At 48.4% G+C, this 20,872-nt stretch carries 14 protein-coding genes; 10 read left to right on the forward strand and 4 right to left on the reverse strand.

The features are described from left to right. Positions 1–11: 11 nt before the first annotated feature. Complete coding sequence (locus ACYVE4_RS23055) at positions 12–3,056, reverse strand: SusC/RagA family TonB-linked outer membrane protein (protein ID WP_461042610.1); 3,045 nt, start codon at positions 3,054–3,056, stop codon at positions 12–14. Between the two features lie 203 nt (positions 3,057–3,259). Here ACYVE4_RS23055 and hisS point away from each other — a divergent pair, with 203 nt between their 5' ends. Next, positions 3,260–4,630: a histidine--tRNA ligase gene (gene hisS, locus ACYVE4_RS23060; RefSeq protein ID WP_461042611.1), complete on the forward strand. Its 1,371-nt coding sequence runs from the start codon at positions 3,260–3,262 to the stop codon at positions 4,628–4,630. Between the two features lie 23 nt (positions 4,631–4,653). Beyond that, positions 4,654–5,391, forward strand: a complete 738-nt coding sequence (locus ACYVE4_RS23065) for an FkbM family methyltransferase (protein WP_461042612.1) — start codon at positions 4,654–4,656, stop codon at positions 5,389–5,391. 100 nt (positions 5,392–5,491) lie between these two features. Here ACYVE4_RS23065 and cobA read toward each other — a convergent pair whose 3' ends face one another. The 3 genes from cobA to ACYVE4_RS23080 form a co-directional block, all read right to left on the reverse strand. After that, positions 5,492–6,244: a uroporphyrinogen-III C-methyltransferase gene (gene cobA, locus ACYVE4_RS23070; RefSeq protein WP_461042613.1), complete on the reverse strand. Its 753-nt coding sequence runs from the start codon at positions 6,242–6,244 to the stop codon at positions 5,492–5,494. An 87-nt stretch (positions 6,245–6,331) separates the two neighbouring features. Further along, entirely contained in the window at positions 6,332–8,482 is a 2,151-nt protein-coding gene (locus ACYVE4_RS23075; RefSeq protein ID WP_461042614.1) for a nitrite reductase, read from the reverse strand. A gap of 369 nt (positions 8,483–8,851) precedes the next feature. Next, positions 8,852–9,100 carry a hypothetical protein gene (locus ACYVE4_RS23080; RefSeq protein ID WP_461042615.1) on the reverse strand — a complete coding sequence of 83 codons (249 nt, stop codon included), beginning with the start codon at positions 9,098–9,100 and terminating at the stop codon, positions 8,852–8,854. Positions 9,101–9,131: 31 nt separating this feature from the next. On the opposite strand from ACYVE4_RS23080, the gene ACYVE4_RS23085 reads away from it, so the two are divergent. The 8 genes from ACYVE4_RS23085 to ACYVE4_RS23120 all read left to right on the forward strand — a co-directional run bounded on the left by ACYVE4_RS23085 (position 9,132) and on the right by ACYVE4_RS23120 (position 20,865). Next, positions 9,132–10,208, forward strand: coding sequence for a tetratricopeptide repeat protein (locus ACYVE4_RS23085; RefSeq protein ID WP_461042616.1), 1,077 nt, complete (start codon positions 9,132–9,134; stop codon positions 10,206–10,208). 35 nt (positions 10,209–10,243) lie between these two features. Further along, complete coding sequence (locus ACYVE4_RS23090) at positions 10,244–11,221, forward strand: polysaccharide deacetylase family protein (protein ID WP_461042617.1); 978 nt, start codon at positions 10,244–10,246, stop codon at positions 11,219–11,221. 119 nt (positions 11,222–11,340) lie between these two features. Next, positions 11,341–12,042 (forward strand): RNA polymerase sigma-70 factor, encoded by a 702-nt coding sequence (locus tag ACYVE4_RS23095; protein WP_461042618.1) that lies wholly within the window; start codon positions 11,341–11,343, stop codon positions 12,040–12,042. Further along, positions 12,039–13,043 (forward strand): FecR family protein, encoded by a 1,005-nt coding sequence (locus ACYVE4_RS23100; protein WP_461042619.1) that lies wholly within the window; start codon positions 12,039–12,041, stop codon positions 13,041–13,043. Before ACYVE4_RS23095 ends, ACYVE4_RS23100 begins: the two co-directional genes overlap by 4 nt. A 31-nt stretch (positions 13,044–13,074) precedes the next feature. After that, on the forward strand, positions 13,075–16,569 hold the full coding sequence (locus ACYVE4_RS23105; RefSeq protein ID WP_461042620.1) for a SusC/RagA family TonB-linked outer membrane protein: 3,495 nt from the start codon (positions 13,075–13,077) through the stop codon (positions 16,567–16,569). 21 nt (positions 16,570–16,590) lie between these two features. Next, the gene (locus tag ACYVE4_RS23110) at positions 16,591–18,054 is read left to right on the forward strand and encodes a RagB/SusD family nutrient uptake outer membrane protein (RefSeq protein WP_461042621.1); all 1,464 of its coding nucleotides are present in this window, start codon (positions 16,591–16,593) and stop codon (positions 18,052–18,054) included. A 65-nt stretch (positions 18,055–18,119) separates the two neighbouring features. After that, positions 18,120–19,772: an arylsulfatase gene (locus ACYVE4_RS23115; RefSeq protein ID WP_461042622.1), complete on the forward strand. Its 1,653-nt coding sequence runs from the start codon at positions 18,120–18,122 to the stop codon at positions 19,770–19,772. Positions 19,773–19,806: 34 nt separating this feature from the next. Continuing rightward, positions 19,807–20,865 carry a cellulase family glycosylhydrolase gene (locus ACYVE4_RS23120; protein ID WP_461042623.1) on the forward strand — a complete coding sequence of 353 codons (1,059 nt, stop codon included), beginning with the start codon at positions 19,807–19,809 and terminating at the stop codon, positions 20,863–20,865. Positions 20,866–20,872: the final 7 nt, after the last annotated feature.

Below are 20,872 nucleotides of genomic sequence, written 5' to 3' on the forward strand. Positions count from 1 at the left end.
GAATGCCAGAATTAAAACGTAAGAGAAAGGCCAAGAACAAACGTTTTGGCTTTGGGATAGCTCAGGTAATCGATGCCATAAGACGAAATCCCGTTGATGGTCCGGTCGGTGTTTACTTCCGGATCAAAGCCATCGTATTGGGTGATCACGAAGAGGTTTTGTCCGGTGGCCGACAATCGAATGCCTGATATCCACTTTTTCAACCCGATCATCTTGGGATTAAGGTTATAGCCCAACGACAGGTTATTCAGCCGGAAAAACGAGCCATTTTTCAAATAGCGGGTTGAAACCGGGGCGGAGTTGTTGATCGACTCAGTAGGGTACTGAATGGCTTCGGTCGTCGTATTCAAACCTTTTGATAGGCGAAGTTTGTAGAAATTGGCGTTGGCTGTATTGTCATACAGTTTATTGCCCGACACCCCATTGAGATTGATGGCTAGATCGAATCCTTTATAGGCAATGGTGCTATTCAGGTTGAACTGTTTGGTTGGTAGCGCACTACCAGCCGCAATCCGATCTTTGTCTGTAATGATGCCATCGCCATCCGCATCCTGGAATTTACTGATCCCCTTATCGTCCAGACCGATGAAGTTTTTGAGGAAGAACGTACCGATGGGTTGCCCGTTCAGGTAACCGTTGATTGTAGCGGAAGTGAGCCCGGAACCCGACGCATTCCCCGATGGAATAACGGTATACGGCGAATTATTCACGATGTTATCGATGAAGGTAATATTACCACCAATATCGAACCGGAAACCGCTAAGGCTGGCATAACGATAGTTCAGATCGATCTCAACACCTTGGTTCGTAATTGTCATATCAGGCACATTGGTCCAGAACGTACCCGCTGGCTGAACAGGATCGGAAGGGATTACTTCCAGCAGAATGTTGTTGGAGATTTTCCGGAAATAATCGACCGAGCCCGCTAGTGCACCTTTGAACAGCGCAAAATCTAATCCGACATCGGTCTGTGTCGACACTTCCCATTGAATATCGGGGTTGGCCAGTCGAGTGTAAGATGTACCCGCTGGATACGGACCTGAGGCTGCCAGCGGATAGCTGGCCGAAGCCGAAACCTGCGAGGTAAACAAGGCCTGCGTGATCTTGGACGGAATTTCCTGGTTACCAGTTCGGCCCCAGCCTGCCCGAAGCTTCAGATCGCTGAACGGTCCAGATTTCAGGAAGCTTTCTTCCGAAAGCCGCCAGCCTAGCGAGAACGAAGGGAATACCCCGTATTTGTTGTTCGATCCGAACTTCGATGAACCATCCGCTCGTACGGTGGCAGTTGCCAGATACTTATCTTTATACTGATAATTTACCCGGCCAAAAAATGACTGCAATTCGTTCTCCAGCGCAAACCCGGTTGGCTTATTGTTGGTCAGGGTTAGATCCTGTCCTAAGCCCGGATTATAAATAGGTTCAATGGGTGTAATGGGGAATTTGTTAATGCTGGACGTACGCTCCTGAACGTAAATCTTCTGGTACGAATGCCCTAGCAAACCCGTGAGGTTGTGATCCTCTTTCGCCAGCGTATACGTGAAATAGTTTTCAACCAGCAGGTTACGATTGATACGATAAAGTGTTTCCAGACGGCCATCTTGCTGGGGAACCAGGCTAGCCAGTGATTGAATATCTCGCATCGAGCTGGAGTTGTCAACGCCCAGATTCAACTTATATACCAGGTCTTTCGTGATTTTGAACGAGGGAGAAATATTGCCGACAACCCGGTTGATTGTGGTAAGGTCTTTCTCCAGCGCCATTGTAATCAGTGGGTTCGTGCCACTCAGGTATTTATACGGATCACCGTTGGCGTCATAGGCCGGTAAGGTTGGATTGGCCGAAATAGCACTGCCCAAAATCGTTTCGGTGGGCGTACGTTGGTTAAAGGTATAAGAAGCCGTGAGGTTAACATCCAGATTCAGCCGGTCATCCAGTAATTTCTGCGAAACGTTTAATCGCCCGGTATACCGATTCATTCGGCTATTTTTGATAATTCCTTCCTGGTTTTGAACGCCTAACGAGCCGTAATAGGTCAGTTTATCGGAGCCGCCACCGAACGACAGGTTATGATTCCAGGTGTATGCTGTCCGAGTAACTTCCTTTTGCCAGTCGGTCGAGCCTTTGAAATCTTCCAGTACACCACCAACGGCTGGTACCTGGCGTCGATATTCATCGGCTGAGAATACTGCTAATGGACGGGTTAGATTGGAAATGCCCAGGCTGCTTGATACCGTAAAATTGGAAAAGCCTGCCTTCCCTTTTTTCGTGGTGATAAGTACAACGCCATTCGCACCACGTGAACCATAAATAGCCGTAGCAGACGCATCTTTCAAGACATCAATTGACTCGATATCCTGTGGATTTAAAAAATTCAGGGGATTGGTAGCGCCACCCGTACTCGAATTATCCAGGGCAATACCATCCAGTACAAACAATGGCGTACTTCCCGTACGAACGCCACCGGGTCCGCGAATCGTAATGTTTTGGTTACTACCCGGTTCACCACTAGCAGAGGTCACATTGACACCGGCCACTTTCCCTTGTAGAAGTTGTTCGGGTGAGTTGATAATGCCTTTGTTGAATTCGGTGCTTTTAATGGATTTAACCGATCCCGTCATGTCCTTTTTAGAGGCACTTCCGTAGCCGATAACAACGACTTGTGCCAGTTCAGAGGCTGACGCCTTCAGCGATACGTTCATTGTGGTTTGGTTGCCAACAGGAATTTCCTGCGTGATAAACCCAATAAAGCCGAATACCAGGGTCGCATTTCCATCCGGTACTGCGATTTTATAATCACCATTCGCGTCAGTGGTTGTTCCGCGATTGGTTCCTTTCACAACGACACTGCAACCAGCCAGGGCTTCATTGGTCGTCGCATCGGTAACACGTCCACTGACGGTGATATCAGCGGTTGGTTTATCAGACTGAGAGGATAGCCGAGTAGGGCCATCTGGAGAAACGCTGCCTGCAACTACCTGGAAGCCGGGCAATAGCAGAAACCAGCATGATGCAATCCATTTTCGGAGAAATGGAGGAGAAAGATAAAAAAACGTCATAATTGGTAGAGAGTAAATTGATTGATTGGTTAATCTGCCAAATTAAAGGCATTCTTGGGGATTTAAGAATGGTTTAAGAAAGCTTAAATTAAAATTAATAAATATTGTATAGTACTAAAAAATAATCAAATAATTATATAAGAAACGAATTTGTATGGGGATATCTATCACGCTTTATTTCACTTCCTCCGTAATTTTGCGGAATGCAGAAACCGACATTACCTAAAGGCACACGCGATTTCGGGCCGGAGCAAATGAGCAAACGGCTATTTATATTCGACACCATCCGCCAAACCTTCAAACGGTTTGGCTTTTTACCCCTCGAAACCCCATCCATGGAGAACCTGTCGACACTGACGGGGAAATACGGTGATGAAGGCGATCAGCTCCTGTTCAAAATCCTGAACTCCGGCGACTTTTCCGCCGACCTGACCGAACTGGATATTACAACCGGCTATAAAAAACTAACTCCGAAAATTGCTGAAAAAGGATTACGGTACGATTTGACTGTACCTTTTGCCCGGTATGTGGTCATGAATCGAAATTCCCTGGCGATGCCTTTTAAACGATATCAGATGCAACCCGTCTGGCGCGCCGACCGGCCTCAGAAAGGCCGTTACCGGGAATTTTATCAATGTGATGCTGATGTTGTTGGAACGGATTCACTGATTTGTGAAGCCGAAATTATCCTGATGATTCATGAAGTATTTCGGAATCTGGGCATTCAGGATTTTACCCTGAAAATTAATAACCGGAAGATCCTAGCGGGTATTGCCGAAGTTATTGGCGCACCGGGGCAGGAGGGAACACTATCGGTGGCTATCGACAAGCTGGACAAAATTGGTCAGGAAAAAGTGCTCGACGAGCTACGTGGCCGGGGATTTTCGGAGGAGACGATTGCAAAGCTTTCTCCATTATTTACGTTTGCAGGACAAGCTCCTCAGCAGCTACTCGACCAATTGACAACCTGGCTTTCGAGTTCGCAAACTGCGAATCAGGGAATTGCTGAACTACTAGAAACGCTTCAACTGGTGAACAAATACGGTTTGGTTGACAGTCAAATTGAAATCGATCCAACACTAGCCCGAGGCTTATCGTATTATACTGGAGCAATTTTTGAAGTGAAAGCCAATGGAGTGAGTATCGGTAGTGTAAGCGGGGGGGGGCGATACGATAATCTGACGGGGACATTTGGCATGCCAGGACTATCGGGTGTAGGCATCTCATTTGGTGTCGATCGGATTTACGATGTGCTGGAAGAGTGGAACCTGTTCCCCGCCAGCACAGGGCAGGGAACGCAGGTGCTTGTTGTGCCTTTCGATGCTGACGCTCGTGCTGTTGGGCTACCGCTAGTGAGTCAGCTTCGTCTGGCTGATATTCCGACTGAAGTGTATCCCGACCTAGCCAAAGTGAAAAAGATGCTTGATTACGCTAATGGTAAAGCGATTCCGTATGTGGTGCTGATTGGGTCAGAAGAGGTTCAAACCGGGCAGCTAACGGTGAAAAATATGGTGACCGGCGAACAATCTAAAGTCAAAATAGAAGATATTCAGCGGTTTATACTCGAAAATTAGTCTCGATTTGTCGGCGATATAGCGTGAAAAAATCAGTCCTCAACACGGTGAAGTCAGCGTTTTCCACAGCGGGAATGTTTTTGGCTCGAAAATTTCCCAATCAGGTAAACGGCTACAAACTGGAGGATGATCTAAAATTTCTACTGCAGCAGAAAAATCCAGTCTGTTTTGACATTGGGGCCAATCAAGGGCAAACAATTCAGCTATTTCAGCAATGTCTGAAACGACCTGTTATTTATTCGTTTGAACCGGCCAGTCAAACGTTTGCCACACTGGCGAGTCAACCGTTTGTCTCGTCGGTATACCTGCATCAACTGGCTATGGGCGAACAGATTGGCGTAGCCGAGTTCAGAAACTACAGGCAATCCGAGTTAAGTTCGTTTCTCGCCGTCAATCCCGACAAATCGGAAAATCTATTTGCCGAAGAAGAGTTGATTTCCATAGAATCCGTTCCTGTTGAAACGTTGGATAACTTTTGCGCTAGCCAGGAAATTGACCAAATCGATTTACTAAAGATTGATACACAAGGATTTGAGCTACCTGTTCTTCGCGGAGCAACGGAATTATTTCAACGAAAACAAATTGGGGCTGTTTTGCTGGAGCTGAATTTTGCCTCTTTATACGAAGGACAGTCTGATGCGCTGGAAATCATGCAACTGCTACGGAATCAGCAGATGAGATTAGTCGATTTTTACGAGAAAGAACGGGCAACAGGTCGGGAATTATCCTGGACGTCAGCCCTTTTCGTGCGACAATCTTAAGTGATTTTTTGCCATTCTGACGCAGGAAGAATGTTGGTGTTCCCTAACCAGTGAGTTAGGATACGTTAAGATTCTTCCTGCGTCAGCATGACAAAACAGTCTATAAACCAGAGTATATCTGATTTTTTAGCGCTGGAGCATCAGTTATCGCCAGTTTAGCTACTTCACCGACGACGATAATGGCTGGATTGCTAATTCCTGAATCAGCCACACGCTGCACAATATCGGATACGCTGCCAACCACCGTCTGCTGTTCGGGCAGAGTACCATTTTGGATAATGGCTACAGGGGTATCCTTTTTTCCATTAATTGCAAAAACTGCCATGACTTCGGCCAGTTTATGCATGCCCATTAAAATAACGACCGTTGCCGTTGACTGCGCTGCCAAATGCAAATCGGCAGAAAAGTGCCCGTCTTTTGTTGTACCCGTAACCACCCAGAAGCTTTCCGACAACCCACGGGTTGTCAACGGAACACCTGCGGAAGCTGGAACGGCATAGCTGCTGGATAAACCAGGCACCACATCAGTTTCCATACCATGCTGACGGGCGTACTCAATTTCCTCATAACCACGACCAAACACGAAGGAGTCTCCACCTTTCAGCCGAACAACATGACCATATTGCTCGGCATAGTGTACGATCAGCGGATTGATGTCTTCCTGAACACATGAATACGCCCCCCGACGTTTACCCACGTAAACCTTCAGGGCATCCGGGCGGCAATACTCCAATAAATCAGGGTGAACGAGCGCATCATACATGACCACATCGGCCTGCTGCAAAGCCCGGATTCCTTTTACTGTAATTAAATCCGGGTCACCGGGCCCGGCACCCACGAGAGTAAGTTTCATAATAAGTGATGAGCTATGAGTGATATACGATGAGTGATTTTTCGCGTCAGCCATTCATCACTTATCGTTCATCACTCATCACTACAATTAGCTGTCCTGCGCCTGTGTTAAGGCTTGCAATTCAGGAACTCCTTCCAGTTCGATCTGGGTTTCGCGATAGGCCTGAACGGCCTGTAGGAACGCTTCCGCCTGGGCGATAAATTGCTTGGCGAAGCTTTCAGATGGTTCCTGTTTATTAATGCTGAAAACCAGTGCTTTAAACTCACCTTCTTCCTGGTGAAAATCGGGTTCACCCACAAAGGTTTTGTCGAAATCACTGACAATACCGTGTTGTGTATTTGTCGGAACATCACGACTCATCAGCGCAGCCCGAGCGCCGGTGATGAATACATTATAGGCATGATAGAGCGCATCTGCCCAGCGGCTTTCAGAAAGAGCTTCCCGCGCCCAGCCTAGTTTTTCTGAAGCTTCCGTCAAGGTAGTTGCAACCAGATCGATCAGGACGCTGGCACATTCGCCAATTCCAACTTCCGTAACATACTGCTCAGTATGATCCCAGTCGATATAATCACTGTCAATCAGGGTTTTCAGATCGGCTAGTGGTTTTAGGAGCTGATAGAAGTAGTTTTTGCCCTGGCGAGCGTAGTAGTCGCTGTAATATTCACCGTCGAAAGCATTGGCTTCAAAATCTCGTAGCAAAAAACGGAGCGAATCGGGGCCTCGTTTCGCGGGGATTTTAATGACTTTGTCGGCAATCAAACCTTCGCCTTTACCATTAAAGCCACCGCCTATCAAGACTTGCAAGGCCGGTAATACATAAGCGCCGTTTTTGAGCGACGAGCCATGATAGCCAATATTCGCTACTGAATGCTGACCACAGCCATTCATACAACCCGAAATCTTGATCTTTATGTCATCATTGAAAATCAGATCAGGAAATTCGTCATGCATCATGTTCTCCAATGCCCGAGTGATGCCGTAACTGCTCGAAATGGCCAGATTACAGGTATCTGTACCTGGACAGGTCGTAATATCGGCGGTTGTGTCAAAACCCGGTTCTGCTAAGCCAAGCGTATGCAGGGCCTCGTATACAACGGGTAAATCCTCAGGTTTAATAAACCGAAGTAAATAGCCCTGATTAACGGTCACCCGAATGTCGTCAGCTGCGTATTGTTTCACGATCTGCGCTAATGCACGAGCGGTATCTGAATGCATATCACCCAGCAAAACGCGCAACTGAACAGCGTACCAGCCCGACTGTTTCTGTTCGAAAACGTTGGTTTTCAGCCAACGGGCGTAGGCTTCATCACCCGCAATGGTACTCGGAGCTGGAGCGTCTGGCCTTGCCACTGGCGGGGTCGCGAAAAAACCATTGGCTAACGTGTCGTCAACAGGATATGATTTTACCCGTAATGCCGGGGTTTCGTCAGAAATCCGGCGGAGTAATTCCTCTAGCCCAACGTCATTCATTAGGTATTTCATCCGAGCTTTGTGCCGTTTCTGCCGTTCGCCATAGCGATCAAACACACGAATCACTCCTTCGATGAATGGGATGACCTGATCTTCTTCCAGAAACTCAAACGCTGTTTGGGCTGCAAAGGGCTGAGCCCCTAAGCCACCACCCAGCATTACTTTAAATCCACGTTTACCCTCCTGCACACGAGCAACGAGACCCACATCGTGCATATATCCATAAGCCGAATCTTTCTCACTCGAAGAAACCGAGATTTTGAACTTCCGGCCCATATCCTGGCAGATTGGATTGCGCAGGAAATAATCGAAGATACTATAGGCGTAAGGGGTAATATCGAACGGTTCTTCTGGATCGACACCTGCTCTGGCAGAGCCTGTTACGTTTCGAACCGTATTCCCACAAGCTTCTTTCAAGGTAATACCTGCATCCTCCAGGTCAGCCCAGAGCTGGGGCGAATCGGCCAGTTTGACAAAATGTAGTTGTATATCCTGGCGGGTGGTTGCGTGCAGGTTTCCTGTAGCGTATTTGTCTGATAAATCGGCAATCCGAACAAGCTGATCGGCGGTGATTCGACCATGTGGCAATTTGATCCGAATCATTTGCACCCCCGGTTGACGCTGGCCGTACACCCCGCGTGTCAATCGGAATTTGCGGAATGCTTCCTCAGCGATGTCACCTTGCTGAAATGAACTGATTTTCGTTTGCAAGTCCAGAATATCACGCCGGGCGGCTGTACTTACGTTGTCGGTCAACTGGATAGACATAGCGTTTATTGTCTATAGGATTTATCAACTAATATTTTAAAACGAAACGCCGGATTGTCCGGCGTCTTTGTTTATGTACAAATATAAAACCATTCACCGGCGCTTAAGTTCGATAACTCCCCAACTTCTGGTTATGGTCGATAAAAAACGGTTATAGTATACGGACAAAATTCCAGAATTTACTCTCCCAAGAGATGAGTTGACTAAAAGTCAGCGTTTGACCAAAATGAAGACCAATCAGGAATATATAATCCATAAACTATCTAACTTTCTTGATGGCCCACTAACGCAAAAAGGGGAAAATCCTCCAATTACAATATCGGGAACTCAATTGAAGGAACAATCCCACAGGGAAATATCCGGCAGTGACTAAAACACATCATTACGATCGCCCGTAGCCTGCCAGTCAGCGTCCATATCCTGAAAACGTTGGGCAACCCGACGTAAAAATTCCTCATCCAGCAGTGCCGGTACTAATTCTGGATCAAGCAAATCTAATTCACTGACTTTATAGGTCTGTTCATACGGTCCGGCTTCAATTTTGACGATATATTTGCCGTTCCAGGCGTAAAGGCCAATGCGGAACTGCGGGTGCGGGATATCCTGTACGAAACGCACGGTGGGAGAGATGAGTGATAAACGATGAATTATGAATGATTTTTGGCGGATAGATCGAACAAAGGTAGGGAATATACTTACCCATTTTTTTATTTGGGCACTCATCATTTATCACTCATCACTCATCAATACATCTTGTAGCAATTCTACCGACGAAGCGGCTCAATTTTTTCTGAAGGGAAATGTGCAATTGCAAAAACGCGAATATCGCGAAGCCATTCGCTATTATTCCGAAGCCATTGCCCGCAAATCGGATTTTGCCGATGCGTACAACAATAGGGGGTTAGCCAAATTTCGGGACGATGATCGGGAAGGAGCTCTGGCTGATTATACCCGCGCCATCGATGCGGACCCGGATTTTGCCACGGCGTATCTAAATCGGGCTGAAGTTCGGTTGGAAACAGGGGATGCCTCCGGTAGTTTGTCTGATTTAGAACGAATCGCAAAATCCTACCAGGACTCCACGTTTTATCATACCCGATTGGGCGATACCTACGTTCGTCTCAATCAAGATGCTCTGGCTCAGGCCGCTTATGACCGGGCATTGCAACTGGCGCCTGATAATGTAGAAGCACTCACTAATCGAGGTGCTTTATTCTATGGCCAAAAACTGTATGATTTGTCGGGGAAAGATGTTGAGCAGGCGCTGAAACTGAATCCGAAGCAGGATGCTGCATTAAATAACCAAAGTTTATTGCTGGCCAAGTCAGGAAGGTACGCAGAAGCGTTGACGTATGTCGAACGAGCACTGGCGTTGCAACCCCGGCAACCGTATTATCTGAACAACAAAGCGTATCTATTACTGAAACTAAACCGACCTGCCGAAGCGCTTCCATTGGTGCAGGAGTCGCTACGGCGTGATAGCCGGAATGCCTGGGCGCATCATACACTTGGACTTTACTGGCTGAGTCAGAAACAGCCGGATAAAGCCTTAACTGAATTTCGGCAGGCCGAAAAGCTCGATGCTTCCGTTGATCAACTTTATTATTATATAGGAACGACTGAGTTTGCTCTTGGGCATAAGACAGAAGCTTGCACGGCCTGGCAGCGGGGCGAAGTGGCTGGAGATGGACAAGCTAAAAACGAGCGGGCGTTACGGTGCCGGTAAGTGCATTTTTGTTTGACGTTAGTCTGCTAACAGCTATGAAGTTTTGGAGCCATTGGCTTGTGTATTTTTTCGTCCTGATCACTGACTTTGCGGCCAATAATGTGTTAGCCCAACTTCCGGGGTATCGGGTACTTTATGGGCTCACGAAGCCCACTCCTCAACAAATTGTACTGCGTCAGTGGCAACAAGCTGGAAGGGCCGCTTATTTAACCGTAAATCCGCAAACTCTGGAAACGAGAATAACCTCCATGCCCTCCGGCAGTTTTACCCCACTAGCCTGGAATGAAGTGCTTCAACGAGTCGCTCAGACGCCGTACGGTCGGGCGATGAAAGCGGAGCAGAAACGGTCGGGTTCGCTACAGGATGCGGGTATTGAGCGTGCCGATACGACAGAACGGGGCTTTAGCCTGACAATCGATCTGTGCCCATCGACCAAACCGCTCACCCGGCAGGTTTTTGATGACCTGATTCGCGCGTTCGAGCCTGACGAAAAGCCGATTCCCGTAACCATTACCGTTTCTGGCTTATGGATCAATAGCCATCAGGATGATTTGCGGTATCTGAAAAATCTGGCCACTCGGGGTGATTTGACTATTACCTGGGTGAATCATTCCTATCACCATCGCTTTGACCCCCGGCGTCCATTACCCATGAATTTCCTCCTCGAAACGGGCACGAACGTGTCGGACGAAGTGCTGTTAAATGAACAGGATATGATTCGCAACGGCTTGCTGCCGTCAATATTTTTCCGTTTTCCGGGCCTCATTTCCGACAAATCCCTATTTGGTCAGGTGCTGGCATTTGGCCTGTTGCCGATTGGCAGTGACGCGTGGCTGGCTAAAAATCAATCACCGAAGTCGGGTAGTTTTGTGCTGATACATGCAAACGGCAATGAACCCTTGGGAATTACCGACTTTATCCGCCTGATTCAGGAACATGATGCCTCAATCAAAAATAAAAGCTGGCTACTCTACGAATTACCAACCAGCGTGGCACGTACTGAAGGAAAATAAGGCGTGGTCATTCCAGAATAGTAGTCAGGTTTCCAGAAATAATAAAAAAAAATCTACGAATCGACTAAGGGATAAACGGGCTCTGGTAGACATAGTAATAAACCCGTTTGTTTCTGCTGATGGCCGAAAATGTACCTGACAAACCTGATCCGACCCATCCGTTTCGGCCATCCGATGCCGAACCCATTGTGTTGGATGCTGAATTCCTGATTCGACAGGCCTTCCATGAAAACGCCCGACGAGGCTATGAACTGCTGTTTCGTCGCTATTATAGAACCTTATGTAGTCAGGCCGTTCGATTTGTCCATTCCCGCACAATTGCTGAGGATTTGGTCAGTGAAGTATTTTTCAGTTTCTGGAAAAATCAGGTTCACCAGCATATTGCGACCACCTATCAGGCATATCTGTACGCAGCCGTTCGAAAACGTGCGTATACGTATTTACGGCAGGAATTTCAACAGGAATCAATTCCTTCAGAAATCGATCCGGAGCGGGCCGATGCCGACGTAGCGCTCGACCCCGAGCAATTGCTTCAGTACACCGAACTCTATCAGCGGATTGAAGAAACGGTGCGTTCGCTTCCCCCGCAGTGTCAGCGGGTGTTTGTGATGAGTCGGTTTGAGGGGAAGAAACACCGCGAAATTGCCGAAGAACTTCAGATTTCCCCTAAAACGATCGAAGCCCACCTCAGCCGGGCTTTGTCACAATTGCGATTAACGCTAAAAGCCGGCCTCTTCTGCTGGCTGACCGCCACCACTTTTGTTCCATTGTCCACTCAGCCGAGCGTTTCGACATCGGTGCAAACCTTCGTTATGAAATGAAACCGTTAAGCATGAAAGATACGCTGTTTGAGCACTTTGCCGGTCGCTCGTCGGCCCTTCAGCGTACGATGATCGCCGATTGGCTGCAGGAACCTGCTCACCAAACGCAATATGTGGCCTGGCTTGATGAATGGGAACAGCTACATCTTCAATACCTGGCGGACGACGAAACGGCTTTTCAAAAACTGACCCAGCAGATCGATAGATGGGAAGAACAGACGCATCCAAGTCAGACCGAGACCGAAATGGGGCGAATTCGGGTAATGCCGATTCAGCCGCGTTGGCTGGTCGCTGCGGCTGTGCTGCTTTGTCTGCTGGGGGGATTGTTTGTGGGCCGGGGTTACTGGTGGTATAAAACCATTGAAACCGCATACGGCGAAACCCGACAGCTAACCTTGCCGGATGGGTCGCAGGTAACCCTTAATGCCCATTCAACATTGCGTCTACCACGATTTGGTTTTGGGAATCAGACGCGGGCGGTCTGGCTGACGGGTGAAGCGGCTTTTTCCATCCAGCACACGCCATCGAATCAGCGATTTGTTGTGCATACCAACCGAGGAGTTGATGTAGTCGTGTTAGGTACGGAATTTGACGTATCCGATCGTCCGAGCGGAACCAACGTTGTGCTTAGTAAAGGCGCTATTCAGCTCAATTACGCAGAAAATGACAAGATTACCCGGCAGCTTCGGTTGAAACCGGGTGATGCTGTGCGCGTCGATCCTGCTGGTAAGTTAATCCAGAGTTATGTTGATCAGCCAGAAACCAGCACGGCCTGGCGCGAACACCGATTTGTTTTCAAGAGTACGTCTTTCCGGGAAATCGCCGAACTCTTGTGCGACACGTACGATCTCCGCGTAGAACTCAAAAGTCAGGAGTTGGCTAATCGGACGGTAACCGGCTCGTTTGAAGCCCACAATGCCGATGAGTTTCTTCAGGTGGTTGCTGAACTGCTGGAAATCAATTATAAACAGAAAGATAACACCGTCACGTTTTTCGAATAACCCACTGTCTTTGCTTTTTCCTTGACCCGTTATGCTTTTACACTTTCCTTCCACTACGTTGCCCTTTCTGCTCGCTGGCGCGTTGCTGAGTGGGCCGCAACCTGCTAATAGCCAGACGATTGCTATGGCACGGCAACAAATTCGGACGACGCCCTCGTCAGCGATTGCCACGCGTCGACTGGTCGATGTGTTGAACGACCTCAAAACCCGCTATCGAACCGATATTCTGTTTGAGGATCGGACGATTGTAAACCTTACCGTTCCGGCCGATGTATTGTCGGAAAGTATGTCGCTGGAAAACGCCCTGAGCCGATTACTGAGACCGTTCAACCTGCGCTATAAACAAGTGAAACCCGGTACCTGGGTTGTTCTGAACCGAAAATCATCTCCCGCCAGCAACGATGCCGCGGGCCGATTTCCCGTCACGTCAGAAACTGAATCCAGTTTACCAGATAACAACGCCCTCGACACCGGCCTGTCTTCCCAATCGACAACATCAGTAGCGGCTGTTCCGGTCGATATTTCGGTGAGTGGTCGGGTCACTGCGGCTGATAATGGGGGAGCTTTACCCGGTGTGAGTGTTGTGGTTAAAGGCACGAATCGAGGAACGACCACCGATGCCAATGGGCGTTATCAAGTAGTCATTCCCGAACCGGCGGGTGGTGCTGCGTCGCTGGTATTGGTTTTTTCATACGTCGGCTACGAAGCGCAGGAGGTAGAAATAACTAATCGGTCTGAAATCAACGTCCAGTTGAAAGAAAACAACCAGTCGCTGAACGAAGTGGTGGTCGTGGGTTACGGCACTGTTCGCAAAAGTGATCTGACGGGTTCGGTCACGTCGCTGAAAGCACAGGATTTAACGCGGGGAACGAATGTCAACCTGCAACAGACCTTACAGGGACGGTCGGCTGGGGTACAGATCTATCAGAAAAGTGGTGAACCGGGGGCTACGATGAGTGTGCAGATCCGGGGGATTACGTCCATTACAGGGAACAACGATCCGCTTTATGTAGTGGATGGGCTGCCCGTGAATGACGGCACGGCCATTGGCTCAGCTAGTGCGGGCGGAACAACCAGCAATCCTAACAACCGGACACCATTGAATAGTTTAAATCCGGCTGATATTGAGTCGATTGAAATTCTGAAAGACGCGTCTGCTTCGGCCATTTACGGATCGAGGGGTGCCAATGGAGTGGTTATTATCACCACAAAGAAAGGAAAAGAAGGCAAGCTAAAGGTCGAATACAATGGTACCTATGGCGTCCAGAAAGTGGCTCATACACAACGGTTTATGACGGGTGATGAATACACGAAAGTCATCAACGAAATCATTGACCTGGGAAAATTGACCACCCCTAAAGTGACTGGCATCAACGCGAATACCGACTGGCAGGGTCTGTTGCTTCGCGATGCACCTATTCAGTCGCACGATCTATCCTTTAGTGGCGCAGGAGGCAATACCAGATATTATATGTCGATTGGCTATTTCAATCAGGACGGGATTATGCTGAAATCCGGCACCCGACGCTACAACGCCCGGGTAAACGTAGAGAATGGCGTAGCGCAGAAATACAATGTGGGCATCAGCCTGACAACGGCCTACACCCGCGACTATTACAATGCTACCGGGGTAGGCCTGAACGACAATGCCAGTGCGCTATACATGGCACAGAATTATGATCCCACTGCTCCCGCTTATAATGCTGACGGCTCATTTTACCGATCGCCATTAATGGCGCCGATGGACAATCCGCTGGCGGTGATTAATGGTCAGTATGGCATGGGCGATACCTATCGGACTTTTGGCAATGTGTATGCCGAATATTTCCTGATGCCATCGTTATCAGCTAAAGTGAGAGTGGGCATAGATTTGAACGACAACCAGCGGTATTTCTGGATTGATCCGACTACGTTGACGGGTTTATCGTACAATGGATACGCGGATGTACGCGATGGAAAACGCGGGTATTATCTGGCTGAGGGTACGCTGAACTATAACAAAGAGAGTAAAAATCACCGGATTTCGGCGGTTATTGGCTCTACGTATGAGCGGTATACATCCAGTTCCCTGATTGCCAATTCCCGGTCGTTTGCCCTGCCTGATCTGACGTTCGATGCGTTGGGTACCGGCGATAATACCTTAAATGGTGTGGCAAGTGGGCGTCAGGAAAACAAACTGGTATCGTTTCTGGGGCGGGTCAATTATGCCTTTATGGGTAAATACCTGATCACTGGGTCGGTCCGGGCGGATGGCTCTGCGCGATTTGGACCGAACAAGCGATTCGGCTATTTTCCATCAGCAGCTGTTGCCTGGCGTATTCACGACGAGGATTTTCTGAAGAACAGTCGGGCGATCAGCGAGTTGAAATTTCGGGCAAGCTACGGTGTGACAGGTAACCAGCCAACGGCCAATTACCTGTATTTTTCGACCTATTCGGCTGGACGTAATGCCGTATTTAACGGGGCTAAAGTTAGTTCGTTACAACCGTCGCGAAGTGCCAATCCTGATCTGCAATGGGAGTCGGCTGTGCAGGCAGATATCGGTGTGGATTTCGGATTCTTCAACGGGCGACTTACGGGAAGTCTGGATTATTACAATCGGAAAACGTCTAATCTATTATACGATATTCCCCAACCGGCCAGTACGGGCTTCGGCAGCCGTACCGAAAACGTCGGCAGTATGCGGAATACGGGGCTTGAGTTTGCCCTGAAAGGCGTTGTGGTCGATAACAAAGAGTTTCGGGTAGACGCCGGGTTCAATATCACGACCCTGAAAAACAGAGTCTTGAGTTTGGGTAACGTCAGTCAGTCGATAGGTTCCGGACCGGGAAGCATTGGGCAGGTGAGCATTCTGAAACCGGGCGAATCGATCGGTTCGTTCTACGGCTATGTAGTGGATGGCGTCTGGCAGACGGGTGACGATTTAGCACAGGCGCAAAGCGGTGTTCGGCCCGGCGACCTGAAATATCGCGATCTGGATGGCAATAAAATCATCAACGCCAGCGACCGGGTTATTTTAGGGAAATCGCTGCCCGATTTTTACTACGGCTTTAACAGCAGTGTATCGTATAAAACGCTGATTCTGGATATATTTTTCGAAGGCTCTGGCGGAGCTAAAATGCTGAACAGTAGCCTGGTCGATTCGTATTATCCGGTTGATTACCGACGCAATAAACTGGCTGATCCGTACCTGAATCGCTGGACACCTACCAACCCGACCAACGAATATCCGTCGTTCCTGCCGAACGATGTACAGGGGCAGCGTCAGGTGACCAACAAAACTGTGGAAGATGCGTCGTATTTACGGCTGCAATCCATTCGATTGTCGTATAAGCTTCCATTGCCGGCTAACCGCTTTGTGAGTGGCGCATCGGTCTTTATTAATGGACAGAATCTGGCAACGTTCACCAACTATACGGGGGCTGATCCGGCCGCTAATGCACTCGGTGACAATATCTTACGGATTGATTACAACACCTACCCACTTACCCGCACCTTCACAGCCGGGCTGAATCTCCAGTTCTAACGGGAAAACTCTTAATCAACCATGAAAACGATCATCAAGTATATTCTCCTGACGGGTAGCCTGTTCACACTTTCATCCTGTGAAGAAGCCCTGCAGGTAACCCCAAAGTCTGAATTTTCGCCAGGTAACGTACTGACTTCGGAAAGCGGTATCAAATCATTACTGTTTTCAGCCTATGCGCAGGAGCAGACCCAATCAAACTCCCGCTACGTCATTAATGACTCCGAAGTGTGTACCGATATGGGCTTTAATACGGGTGGTGCCGAAAACGGGCAACTCATCACGATTATCAATTTCACCTGGGACCCCTCGCTCGGTACGTTCAACGACGACATGTGGGGACCGAATTACCGATCCATTCGGGACGCGAATGGTGTCATTGAAAACATCGCGAATGTCAACACAACCGATGCGAATAAAAAGCTCTATAAGGCTGAAGCCCGTGCGTTACGGGCACAGGCCTATGCGGCCCTGTATACTTTCTTTGGAACAGTTCCCTTGCGTACGTCGACTACCCAACCCGGTGAACTGGCACGGGCAACCGATGATGAACTGAAAACCTTTATCGAAACGGAACTGATCCAGGCGATCCCTGATTTACCCGATCCGGGAAAGGAAGAAGCGTTTGGCCGACTAAACAAAGGCAATGCGAATGGGATTCTGGCTAAGTTTTTCCTGAACACCAAACAGTGGCAGAAAGCCGCCGATGCCGCCAAAGCCGTAATGGATTTTACTTATTATTCGCTGAATCCAAATTTTGTGAATCTGTTTCGGGTTGACAATGAAGGTAGTAGCAACAAAGAAATGATGCTCGTATTGCAATGCCGCACCGAAGATCCGTTTGGAAACTGGTATCAGGCAGGAGCGTTGCCGCCTTCGTATAAAAGCAGTCCGCAGTTTCCGAATTATGTCTACAAATCGACCATGTCGAACTTTGCGACCCAATATCGGCTACGCAGCGCGTTTACGAGTTCGTTTGCAAGTACTGATAAACGTTTGCAGTTGATCTGTACCAGCTACGTCAATAGCAGCGACCAGACCGTAGATTTGTCGACCGGCGACAATGCCCGTAGTTTCAAATATTGGGACAATAATACGGTCGGTAATAATAGCGGTACTGATGTGCCGGTTCTCCGGTATGCCGATATGCTACTAACTCGTGCCGAAGCCCTGAATGAAGTAAACGGCCCCACCACGGAAGCGTTGGCATTAATCAATCAGGTTCGCACCCGTGCCGGCATTCCCAACCTGACAGCAACCGATACACCCACAAAAGAAGCCTTTCGTACGGCCATTTTTCGTGAACGCGGATGGGAGTTTGTTTCGGAGGGCAAGCGTCGGGAAGACTTGATTCGGCAGGGAACCTTTATTTCTCTGGCGCAGGCTCGGGGGATCGCCAACGCTAAACCCGAGCGAGCTTTATTTCCGATTCCACAGGTTGAAATCGATGCGAACAAACTTTGCGTGCAAAATCCGGGGTATTAAGGAGGAGAAAAAATACAACACTGATTTTTATGATCATAAACAGTCATAAAATCAGTTGGGGTCGTATGAAAAAAGTAGCCATTCTGCTAGGTTGCCTGATAATTAATTTGATAAGCCAGGCGCAACCGCCAAAAGCAAAGCCAGGTGTTGCCCGACCGAACGCGGCCCGACCGAATATCATTCTGATTATGGCCGATGATATGGGGTATTCGGACTTGGGTTGCTATGGCTCGGAAATTCCAACGCCTAATCTGGATAAGCTGGCTCGTCAGGGTGTTCGGTTTACTCAATTTTACAATACAGCCCGTTGTTGTCCGACGCGGGCCAGTTTGCTGACGGGGCTATTTCAGCATCAGGCCGGTATTGGCCACATGACCAAAGAACCGGCTAACCGTATCGATTACGATTATGGGGTGTATGGCTATCGGGGTGAAATCAACCGCAACTGTGTTACGTTGGCCGAAGTGCTCAAATCGGCAGGCTATCATACTTATATGGCTGGCAAATGGCATTTGGGGCACGCTACACCGGATGTTCGGCCCCGCCAACGCGGATTTGATCGGTTTTACGGGTTATTATCAGGGGCCAGTAGCTACTTAGACCCCATTCAGCCGCGAGGTATCTGGGTTGATAATGAGCCGATCGAGCAGGTGAAACAACCTTTTTATACGACGGATGCCTTCACAGACAATGCCATTACATTTCTGACCGAACAAAACGATAAAGACCCCTTTTTTCTGTATCTGGCCTTTACATCCCCACACTGGCCACTGCACGCGTTGGAAAAAGACATCGAGCAGTTTCGGGGAAAATACCGTCAGGGATGGGATGCGCTACGGGCACAACGGTTTCGGAAGCAGGTGAACGAAGGGATTGTCTCGGAAAAATGGGGACTTTCTGCCCGTCCGGAAATCTATCCGGCCTGGACGGAGCAGGACACCGCGAAGCAGCGCGAGATGGATTATCGGATGGCCGTTTATGCCGCACAGGTCTATCGAATGGATCAGAATATAGGTAAACTGGTCGATTACCTGACTAAAAATGGAAAGCTTGACAACACACTCCTGGTGTTTCTGTCCGATAATGGCGCCTGTCAGGAAGGAGGTATTTTGGGCGGAGGTCAACTCGCTGAGATCAATCAGCCCGACAAAGCCGGAGCAATTTCCTACGGGGCTGTGTGGGCCAATGCATCAAATACGCCGTTAAAAGGGTTTAAGCATGTTTCCTACGAAGGCGGTATTGCTACGCCGTTAATTATGCACTATCCCAACGGCACAACGGGCCAGAAGGGTAGGGTTTCAACTGCACCAGGCTATTTGATCGACATTATGTCCACCTTCATTGATGCCAGTGGCGCTACGTATCCGACTGAAGCAAAAGGTCAGAAAATTCATGCGCTGGAAGGGAAAAGCCTGCTGCCTGTGCTGACAAAAGGGACTCGCCAGCAGCACGAATACATGTATTGGGAACACGAAAACATGCGGGCTATCCGAACAGGAAACTGGAAAGCTGTGGGAGTGATCGGGAAACCCTGGGAGTTGTATAATCTGGAAATCGACCGCGTTGAGCAACATAACGTTGCCAGCGAGCATCCCGATCTAGTAAAAAAATTGGATGAACAATGGAATCGCTGGGCCAATACACATTACGTATTTCCAAAAGGAACGATGAAAGCTGATTTCTCAAAAGAGTGGAATTTCGTTAAAACGACGGATTAACCATTGATATACAGACTACTATTTATGAATAAATATGAATAAACTAGTTGCAATCGCTCTGTTATTGCTTACGGTATCAAGCCTAAATGCTCAGAGTAAAATCTGGACCCCCGAAAAAGCGGCTGAATGGTATAAAAAACAAGGCTGGATTCGAGGGTGTAATTTTCAGCCGAGTACGGCCATCAATCAACTTGAAATGTTTCAGGCGGCCACGTTCGATCCACAAACGATTGATAAAGAACTAGGTTGGGCTGAGGGACTGGGATTCAATGCCATGCGGGTTTATCTGCATCACGTAGCGTGGACATCTGATCAGGCGGGTTTCAAAAAACGACTCGATCAGTATCTTCAGATTTCCAACAAGCATGGTATCAAAACCATTCTTGTCTTTTTTGACGATTGCTGGAACGACGAATATCATCCGGGTAAGCAGCCAGAGCCCAAACCCGGTGTGCATAACAGTGGCTGGGTTCGCGATCCCGGCAGCATGATCCTGTCGCATGCTGACAGTTTGCCCGTGCTGGAACGCTATGTAAAAGATGTGATGACTACCTTTAAAGACGATCAGCGCATCCTATTATGGGATTTATACAACGAACCGGGAAATAATAAATACCTGAGCAAAAGTCTGCCCTTGCTGAAAGCTGTTTTTGGCTGGGCGCGTGAAGTAAATCCATCGCAGCCGATCAGTGCGGGTTTGTGGAATTGGGATTCGGGCTTCGATGAGCTAAACAAATTTCAGCTTGAAAACTCAGATGTTGTAACCTATCACCACTATAAATACATCGACCAGCATAAGCGCCGTATTGCTGACCTGCGAAAGTACAACCGACCACTGATCTGCACCGAATACATGGCTCGTCGGAATGGGAGCCTGTTTCTGACCATCATGCCCGTACTAAAACAGGAACATATCGGAGCCATTAACTGGGGCTTTGTGGCAGGAAAAACCAATACCATTTTCGCCTGGGATACGACCATTCCCAGCGGTAAAGAGCCGGAACTCTGGTTTCATGACATTCTCCGAAAGGATGGTACACCGTTCAGCGAGGACGAAGTAAAAACCATCAAAGCGCTGACCGGGAAGAAATAAGTTATAT

The organism is Spirosoma harenae, from assembly GCF_054776975.1.

Coding starts and splice junctions, on each gene's coding strand:
- ACYVE4_RS23110 (WP_461042621.1), top strand. CDS start 16,591: ATGAAAACGATCATCAAGTATATTCTCCTGACGGGTAGCCTGTTCACA.
- ACYVE4_RS23090 (WP_461042617.1), top strand. CDS start 10,244: ATGAAGTTTTGGAGCCATTGGCTTGTGTATTTTTTCGTCCTGATCACT.
- ACYVE4_RS23115 (WP_461042622.1), top strand. CDS start 18,120: ATGAAAAAAGTAGCCATTCTGCTAGGTTGCCTGATAATTAATTTGATA.
- ACYVE4_RS23085 (WP_461042616.1), top strand. CDS start 9,132: ATGAATGATTTTTGGCGGATAGATCGAACAAAGGTAGGGAATATACTT.
- ACYVE4_RS23100 (WP_461042619.1), top strand. CDS start 12,039: ATGAAACCGTTAAGCATGAAAGATACGCTGTTTGAGCACTTTGCCGGT.
- ACYVE4_RS23105 (WP_461042620.1), top strand. CDS start 13,075: ATGCTTTTACACTTTCCTTCCACTACGTTGCCCTTTCTGCTCGCTGGC.
- cobA (WP_461042613.1), bottom strand. CDS start 6,244: ATGAAACTTACTCTCGTGGGTGCCGGGCCCGGTGACCCGGATTTAATT.
- ACYVE4_RS23120 (WP_461042623.1), top strand. CDS start 19,807: ATGAATAAACTAGTTGCAATCGCTCTGTTATTGCTTACGGTATCAAGC.
- ACYVE4_RS23055 (WP_461042610.1), bottom strand. CDS start 3,056: ATGACGTTTTTTTATCTTTCTCCTCCATTTCTCCGAAAATGGATTGCA.
- ACYVE4_RS23075 (WP_461042614.1), bottom strand. CDS start 8,482: ATGTCTATCCAGTTGACCGACAACGTAAGTACAGCCGCCCGGCGTGAT.
- ACYVE4_RS23095 (WP_461042618.1), top strand. CDS start 11,341: ATGGCCGAAAATGTACCTGACAAACCTGATCCGACCCATCCGTTTCGG.
- hisS (WP_461042611.1), top strand. CDS start 3,260: ATGCAGAAACCGACATTACCTAAAGGCACACGCGATTTCGGGCCGGAG.